Raw genomic sequence first — 8,209 nt, forward strand, 5'->3', positions numbered from 1 at the left:
ATGAATATGAAAGGAAAATTCGCGGCAGTGCTCCCCGCCGGGGGACTCGGCAAGCGCATGGGCGGAAACATTCCCAAGCAGCTTATGGTTTTGGGCGGCAAGCCCGTTTACCGCTACAGCCTCGAGACATTCCTTTCGATGGATGAAATCGCCGAAGTCGTGATGGCCGTACCCGCCGACTGGAAAGATCACTTTGAGAAAGAGATTTTCAGCGACAACGCAAGCGAACTCATCCGCACCAAGATGAAAATTGTCGTGGGTGGTGCAGAGCGCTGGCAGTCTGTCGAAAACGGTGTAAATGCACTCACCAGCAATGCCGAATTCGTGTTGGTGCACGATGTAGCCCGCCCTTTCATCAGTAAAGAAATCATCCTTGATGTCTGCAAGACTCTTGTCGAAAAAGGCAGTTGTCTTGTGGCAAAGCCCGCTGTCGATACCATCAAGATTGCAAAAGACGGTTGCGTGCAGCAGACCATCGACCGCAATACCGTATGGATGGCGCAAACCCCGCAGGCGGCCTCGATTGCGTTACTGAAAAAGCTCTACGGGCGCATTGCCGCAGAGCCTTTAAACTTCACGCCCACTGACGAAGCCAGCATTCTCGAATACTTCGGCGAAAGCGTCTACATCGTCAAGGGCAACAACCTGAACGACAAGCTTACGACTCCCGAAGACTTCGAGATTTTCGCAAGTCGCGTCAAATAGACCGCCACCCCGCTTCGCGGGATTCTTTATACTTCCCCGCCGAACTCAAAGCCGGCTTCGTCAACCGCCTTCTTGAGGGCGGTTTCGTTTATATCGTCTTCGTCATGCCACTCCACACGGAGTTCCTTTTTTGCGACATCGGCTTCAGCCGAAATCACGCCGTCTAGAGCCATTACGGCCTTCTCGACGCAAACCTTGCAATGACTGCAGTTCATGCCGTTCACGCGATAAGTTTCCACAACATGCTCGTCATGATGGTGATGCTCATGAACATGTTCATGGCAATGGCATTCGCCTTCACCGTGTTCATGTTCGTGATGATGTTCTCCGCATTCGCAATGATCTTCATCTTCGCAACAACATTCATGTTCACCACAGTTGCAATGTCCGCCGCAGCCGCAACCCTTATGCGCAAACTTCGCGTAAATAATCAGCACTGCAAACACAATTGCGCAAACGTAGTCAAACACACCGAGAGCTCCGTGACCGTGGCATTCTGCAGAACCATGCGGGAGCATCGAGGCTAGGAACGTATCCATCAGGAACGTGTCGACAATAAAGCCAAAGAACATCGCACCTAATGCAATCGAAACAAGGTATGCCGCGAGAGTACGCTTGCCAAAAGCCTTGCCCACCACCAGCATGCTAGCAATACTCGTTGCAGGGCCAGCCATCAACAGCACCAAGGCTGCACCCGGCGTAACACCCTTTTCAACAAGAGCCAAAGCCAGCGGAATAGATCCCGTCGCACAAGTGTACATGGGCATGGCAAGCACCAGCACCACCAACATGCAAAGCAGCGGGTATTCGTGCAAGAACAAGAAGAAATCATCCGGAACAAAGGCCGCAATCAAGGCGCCCAGCAAAAGTCCGATAATCAGCCACTTGCTCACATCGCCAATCATGTTCACAAAGCCATATTCAAAAGTTTCTTTCACCTTCTGTGCAAAAGAATTCTTTTCATGTTCATCGTGATCGTCATGGCCGCAAGAACAACAATCGTCTTCGCAACCACAACCTTCGTGGTGTTCATGATGATGTTCGTGGTCATGTTCATGGTGATGTTCATGCGATTCACCAATGACTGCAACACCTGTTTCCGGCTCATTTTTCGTAACTAAATTCGTAAACACACCGCCAAGTATCGCCGTTACAAAAGCGGCCACCGGACGCAAAATCGCAAACGGTCCGCCCAGCAACGAGTACGTCGCCAAAATTGAATCCACACCCGTCGCAGGAGTCGAAATCAAGAAGCTCACACTCGCGCCCTTGCTTGCGCCTTCTTTACGGAGCGCAATTGAAGTCGGAATCACACCGCAGCTGCAAATCGGGAGTGGCACGCCAAACAGCGCCGACCAAAGTACCGACTTAAAAGTAGGCTTGGAAATTTTCGGCACATACAAATGGTTCGGCACCCACACATGCAAAATGCCGGCGAGCAAAAAGCCGAGCAGCAGGAACGGCGCCATCTCTGAAAACAGCGTAAAGAATTGCCAAACAAACTTTTCCAGAATTTCTAAAACCGCAGGCATTTACTTACCCTTCTTGTGCAGAATATGCGTGAGACCCGTATTGAAAATCAAACCGATATGTTCATCGTCGAGCGAATAGAACATCTTGCGACCGTCGCGACGCGGCTTCACCAAGTTCGCCGTACGCAGAATGCGCAACTGGTGACTTACTACCGACTGTTCCAAGTTCAACTTTTCGGCAATGTCATTCACCGAAACTTCGCCCGAAAGCAGCAAGTGAATAATGCGGATACGCGTGGTATCGCCAAAGAACTTGAAGAACTCCGAAAGCTCGAAAAGAACATCCATCGAGACTTCGTTTTTCGCGTTTTTAATATATGAACAATTATTCATATTTTCATATATACATTTTTTGCGGCACTTCGTCAAGGTCAAAACCCGAAATTCGCCCCCATTTTCTCAAAAATTTCGCCCAAACGCCCCCATTTTTGTATTTTTAGCTCAAAAATTGAGGATTTGTAATGAAAATTGCAGTTATTGGTGGCGCAGGTTATATCGGCAGCCACACGATTATTGAATTGTATAAGGCAGGTCATTCCGTTGTCGCCGTCGACAACCTCGTTAACTCTTGCGACGAATCACTCCGCAGAGTCGCCGAAATTGTCGGGCAAGAAATTCCCTTTATCAAGGCCGACGCCCGCGATGCCGCCGCCATGGACAAGATTTTCAAAGAAAACCACTTTGACGCCTGCATCCACTTTGCCGGACTCAAGGCCGTAGGCGAATCCGTCGCCAAGCCGCTGGAATATTACGAAAACAACATGAACGCTACGTTCGTGCTGCTGAACGCCATGCGCAACAACGGCTGCAAGAACATCATCTTCTCGTCGTCGGCCACCGTGTACGGCGATCCCGCAGAAATTCCCATCACCGAAAAATGTCCGAAGGGCGCCATCACCAACCCTTACGGCCAGACAAAGTCGATGCTGGAACAGGTGCTGATCGACGTGCAGAAGGCAGACCCCGAATGGAACGTGGTGCTACTGCGCTACTTTAACCCGATTGGCGCACACCCGAGCGGCAAAATCGGCGAAGACCCGAACGGCATTCCAAACAACTTAACGCCTTACATCACGCAGACCGCCGTGGGCATCCGCAAGGAACTCGGCGTGTTCGGCAACGACTACGACACCCCCGATGGAACCGGTGTACGCGACTACATTCACGTTTGCGACCTCGCCTCGGGCCACGTGAGCGCCCTCAAGGCAATCGAAAACAAGTGCGGGCTCGCCATTTACAACCTGGGAACAGGCCACGGCTACTCCGTGCTCGACGTGGTGCACGCCTTCGAAAAGGTGAACGGCATCAAGGTACCCTACAGCATTAAGCCCCGCCGCGCAGGCGACATTGCCACCTGCTACTGCAACCCCGAAAAAGCCTACAAGGAACTCGGCTGGAAGGCGCAGTTCGGCATCGAAGAAATGTGCCGCGACGCCTGGAACTGGCAAAAGAACAACCCCAACGGTTACCGCAAGGGGTAACGACCCCAAAAGCCGCTTTCCGCAAAAAAATTCATTTTTTGCATTACTATCCCCTTGACACCTCCGCCCAATTATTCTATAATTGGGCAACCCCGCGGGAATAGCTCAGTTGGTAGAGCACGACCTTGCCAAGGTCGGGGTCGAGGGTCCGAGTCCCTTTTCCCGCTCTAAAACGAAAAAAGACACCTATATGGTGTCTTTTTTCGTTTTATAACACGGGAAGGGACCCGGCACCCTCGAAGAGGGTGCGACCAAATTCTTTTTTGGGCGAAGCCCGTGAAAAGAATTTGGAGCTTAACGCGAACGAAGTGAGTGTTGAGCCCGTAGGGCGGCAAGCCAGCCGCGTAGCGGAGACTGGCGAACCACAGTCCCTTTGGCCGCTAAAATACAAAACTACAGCTTACCAAGTTCGCGAAGCATTTTCTCGTACTTGTCAGCACGAGCTTTTTCAGCCTTAGCAAGGCGCTCAACTTCATTAGCACGAGCTTCAGCTTTGTTAGCACGCTGGCGTTCAAGATCTACAGCGATGTCGATTTCCTGTTGCCAAGTCATATAGCGTTTCCTCGTTTCGTTGTCTGCCTGATACCACTTCACCAACCGATCTATATTTTCGGTTTCTGGAGAACTCGGCTTTCTTGTGGCGAAGTACTCCATATATTCTCTGATTGATTTCTCGGCGATGTCCCGGTACTTACTGAATATATAAAAATTTTTGAAGCAGAGGTCTCCCAATTCAATTTTCGGATTGTCGATTTCGAGATTCTTGAACCTGTACACCGCACGACCATGTTCGAAAATATCTTCAGGACACAAAAACACGATATAAAGTTCCTTCAGGTTGTAGTACACCTCGCCCTTGTTCAGAGCTTCGCTATCACACATCGCTTGGTAATAGCGGGTTCGCTTGGGGATTTCCTTGGTATCTTCCATTTGCATTTCGATATCGAAACTGCGGAGAGTCTCTCCGTCCGGCCCCGATTCCTTTACAAAGACATCGTAGCGGATTCCCTTGTAGAATGGGCTTACTTCGACGGTCTTTTCGGGTTCGGGATCCCTGAGTTCGTGAATCTTGATGCCGAGAACGGCTTCAAGAAAGGGCTTGGCGATTTCCTTGTGACTGAACACCATGGCAAACATGAACCTGTCCGTAATGGGGAGTTGTTCAAACGGCGTGCGTTTATTTTCCATTTTGATTTTACAACCGAAACGCGTCGGTTTTCGCGAATAGAGAACCATCCCTATCTTTATATATACACGCTTTTTTCAGGGCTCCAACGCCGATTTTTCGAAAAGTTTATTTCTTTTTACAAAACCAAGGTGAAAACATTCTCCACCATCTCTTAAAAAAAATTCTTATATTCTAAGTATGAATTATTTGAAGCTCCGCGAAGAACAGTTGAAATCCGCCGTGCGTGAGGATTTCTTTGCCGATTACAAATACACACAACTCGGAAACATAGACTTCGTGGTAGCGAAACATAATACTCAAGGCGTGCGCACCGATCTTTTTGAAGATGATATCGGGGACCTCAAGAGCATCTTATGGGCAGAGGCGAAACAGGGTAACACCCACGACATATACGAATCTTTTGTGCAATTGATGCTCACCATCGGTAAGGAGCGTTCCTTTGAGCATAACCTGCCACCCAAGTACATCGGAGCCTTTGATGCCGAAAAATTTGCGTTTATCGAGTATCACGATATACAGGAAATTTTCTACCAGAATGATTTTAATTGGAATGTAACCCCGAGCAATCACGACACAAAGGAATTTAAGCAGCTTCACGACCTTTGCCAAAAGTTGCTTGAAGAGAAATCGATTCTTTTCCGTTTCAAGAGCGACTCTGCAGAGCTAAAAAGATTCATTCGTACCAATTTCAAAATTACGAAGGACATCTCCGAAAAAATTTCAGTTACCAAGAACAATTTTACCTTCGTGTTCCAGAAATGGGAAGCTGCGGTTAAGCCCTCTATTAATGTAGATTGGGCCAAGGTCAACAAGGCAGGAATCATTTCGGCTGATTTTTTCCTGGCGGATTTACTTTCTAGAGACAATCGCTCCATCAAGGACAATCTTTTTGTTGTCTTGAAAAGAAAAAAGTACGAGCTAGCCAAAAAATTGGACGAAAACGGTTTCCTTTCCTATTCTTCTGTCGAATTCAAAGACGAACAAAAGGCGTATAAGGAATTTTGGAGTATCTATAAGAGACCCCCACAAGAGGAATATTGGGATTATATCATTGAAAGACGTGATTTGTTGGTTCCTCAGGATATCCGCGAACGCAAGGGCAGTTTTTTCACTCCGCAGATATGGGTGGAAAAATCGCAGCAGTATTTAGCGGATGTGCTCGGAGAAACCTGGCAAGATGACTATTGTATATGGGACTGTTGCGCCGGAACGGGCAACCTGCTGAATGGACTCACCAACTACGACAATGTATGGGCATCGACATTGGACAAGCAGGATATAGATGTGATGACAGACCGTGTGAACAACGGTTGGTCCATGCCCGAAAATCACATCTTTCAGTTTGATTTTCTGAATGACGAATTCGACAAGTGCCCTGATGAATTAAGACAAATCATCAATGACCCCGAAAAACGGAAGAAACTGGTTGTTTATATCAACCCACCGTATGCGGAAGCAAGTAATAAAAGGACTTCTAGTGGAACGGGGGCTAATAGGAAGGGACTTTCAGAAACCAGGACTCGTCAAAAATATCTAGATTTGGTCGGACGCAGTATCAATGAACTTTTCGCCCAGTTCTTGATAAGAATTTATCAAGAATTACAATGTTGCAAATTGGGACAATTTGCAACATTGAAAGCACTATGCGCTCCCAATTTTGCAAAGTACAGAGAGGTCTTTCAAGCAAAACTTGAAAAATCCTTTGTTGTTCCTGCAAATACATTTGATAATGTGACGGGAAAATTTCCAATCGGATTCTTTATTTGGGATACGGATAAAAAAGAGACTTTCGTCGAAACTATTTCTGATGTATTTGATAGCACAGGCGTTCCTCAAGGAACAAAGAAAATCTGTGCAGTTTCTGACAAACAAATAATCAACAAGTGGCTGCATGAAAATTTTGATAGTGAAGGCGAAAAAATTGGTTGGCTATGTTTTGTTCCCAATGATTTTCAAAACAACAGTGGCGTGTATATTACTTTAAAACCAAATGAAAGTGATGTTCGAGAATCGCGTGTTACCGCAATAACCAAAAATAATTTCAAGGCTATTTCAATTTACCTTGCCGTTCGTCACTCCATCGAAGCCACATGGCTTAATGATAGAGACCAGTTCCTTTATCCGAATGACGGTTGGCAGGAAGATTTTGGCTTCCAGACGGACTGCCTGATCTACACGCTCTTCCACGGGCAAAACAGGATTTCGTCCGAAGTCCTAGCTACCGACAAACAGTCGCTAGCCACAAACCACTGGATTCCTTTTACTCGCGAACAAGTTGGTTGCAAAAGCACTTTCAAGAGTAATTTCATGAACAAGTTCCTGAAAGAATTCATGGAATCGCATTCATTGAATCTTTCTGATGGAGCTCAAGCTGTTTATGATGCAGGCCTTGAACTGTGGAAATACTACTACACACAAAAGAATTCCAAACCTGACGCAAGCTTTTATGACATCCGCAAGCATTTTCAAGGTGTCGATGCCAAGGGGCACATGAACAGCAGTTCAGAAGACTCCACCTACATGGATTTAATCTCGGTTCTGCGCACCCGTCAAAAGGCTCTCGCTCAAAAAATTGAACAGAGTGTCTATAAATACGGATTTTTGAAATAAAAACTTTCGGAAGAGGCGGTTTCCTAAGCAATAAAATACGGAGATGGTCGCGCATACCTAAACCTATCCGCCACATTAGAATACAAAATCCATACAATAGCCATAGGAGCATTCAAAACAAGCATCAAACATGGTTTGAAAAAAAATGTATTCCACAATTCAAATAGCAGGAAGATTGACGCTATCGAGCACACTGAACAAACTACCACTGAAATACACCAAACTTTAGAGGCATACAAACCTTCACTCGTCATGAATAAACTTTTTCCCTCTATCCAATCGTTACTTAAATAAAAAGTGTAAAAATAGTACGGAGCCAAAGCGAACACATATAAAATAAAATTATCCGTCCACAAGGGAGACAGAATCCCGCCCCAAAAAAGAAGAAAAGGTATGACCGTGCAAAGAACATAAATCTTGCGCGTTGAGGGCATTTGGGCAGCTTTGCCATCGCTCAAATTAATTTCGGCATCCTTGACCTTTTTCATGATTTCACCCTCACTTTCCCCATAATATATATTCAAACAACTGTCAAAATCTAACAATAAACTGAAAATTTATCGGTAATTGCCGGGGCGTTGCGGGGTGTCCCCGCAGTGAACCGACCCCAAAAAGTTGGACAGGTTAAAGTTAGGATAAAATTGAGTTATGGGTCCGGTATTGAACCGGGCTCATTCCGTTTAAACGCAGTT

Annotated in this window: 7 protein-coding genes and 1 tRNA gene; 4 read left to right on the plus strand and 4 right to left on the minus strand. The window is 46.6% G+C overall.

The genetic code is table 11. The features are described from left to right. Positions 1–705, plus strand: coding sequence for a 2-C-methyl-D-erythritol 4-phosphate cytidylyltransferase (gene ispD, locus BUA40_RS10125; RefSeq protein WP_072800524.1), 705 nt, complete (start codon positions 1–3; stop codon positions 703–705). Between the two features lie 26 nt (positions 706–731). Here ispD and BUA40_RS10130 read toward each other — a convergent pair whose 3' ends face one another. Then, on the minus strand, positions 732–2,237 hold the full coding sequence (locus BUA40_RS10130) for an SO_0444 family Cu/Zn efflux transporter (RefSeq protein WP_083585363.1): 1,506 nt from the start codon (positions 2,235–2,237) through the stop codon (positions 732–734). Continuing rightward, positions 2,238–2,570: an ArsR/SmtB family transcription factor gene (locus BUA40_RS10135; RefSeq protein ID WP_072800525.1), complete on the minus strand. Its 333-nt coding sequence runs from the start codon at positions 2,568–2,570 to the stop codon at positions 2,238–2,240. A 128-nt stretch (positions 2,571–2,698) separates the two neighbouring features. Here BUA40_RS10135 and galE point away from each other — a divergent pair, with 128 nt between their 5' ends. Beyond that, complete coding sequence (galE, locus tag BUA40_RS10140) at positions 2,699–3,718, plus strand: UDP-glucose 4-epimerase GalE (protein WP_072800526.1); 1,020 nt, start codon at positions 2,699–2,701, stop codon at positions 3,716–3,718. Between the two features lie 94 nt (positions 3,719–3,812). Beyond that, positions 3,813–3,885, plus strand: a tRNA-Gly gene (locus BUA40_RS10145). A gap of 226 nt (positions 3,886–4,111) precedes the next feature. Here the strand turns inward: BUA40_RS10145 and BUA40_RS10150 are convergent. After that, positions 4,112–4,906 carry an Rpn family recombination-promoting nuclease/putative transposase gene (locus tag BUA40_RS10150; protein ID WP_178299603.1) on the minus strand — a complete coding sequence of 265 codons (795 nt, stop codon included), beginning with the start codon at positions 4,904–4,906 and terminating at the stop codon, positions 4,112–4,114. Positions 4,907–5,084: 178 nt separating this feature from the next. On the opposite strand from BUA40_RS10150, the gene BUA40_RS10155 reads away from it, so the two are divergent. After that, entirely contained in the window at positions 5,085–7,517 is a 2,433-nt protein-coding gene (locus BUA40_RS10155; RefSeq protein WP_072800529.1) for a hypothetical protein, read from the plus strand. Between the two features lie 23 nt (positions 7,518–7,540). Here the strand turns inward: BUA40_RS10155 and BUA40_RS10160 are convergent, their stop codons facing one another. Further along, positions 7,541–8,005: a hypothetical protein gene (locus BUA40_RS10160; protein WP_143149767.1), complete on the minus strand. Its 465-nt coding sequence runs from the start codon at positions 8,003–8,005 to the stop codon at positions 7,541–7,543. Between the last annotated feature and the right edge of the window lie 204 nt (positions 8,006–8,209).

This window comes from Fibrobacter sp. UWT2, from assembly GCF_900142545.1.
Taxonomy (GTDB): Bacteria; Fibrobacterota; Fibrobacteria; order Fibrobacterales; family Fibrobacteraceae; genus Fibrobacter.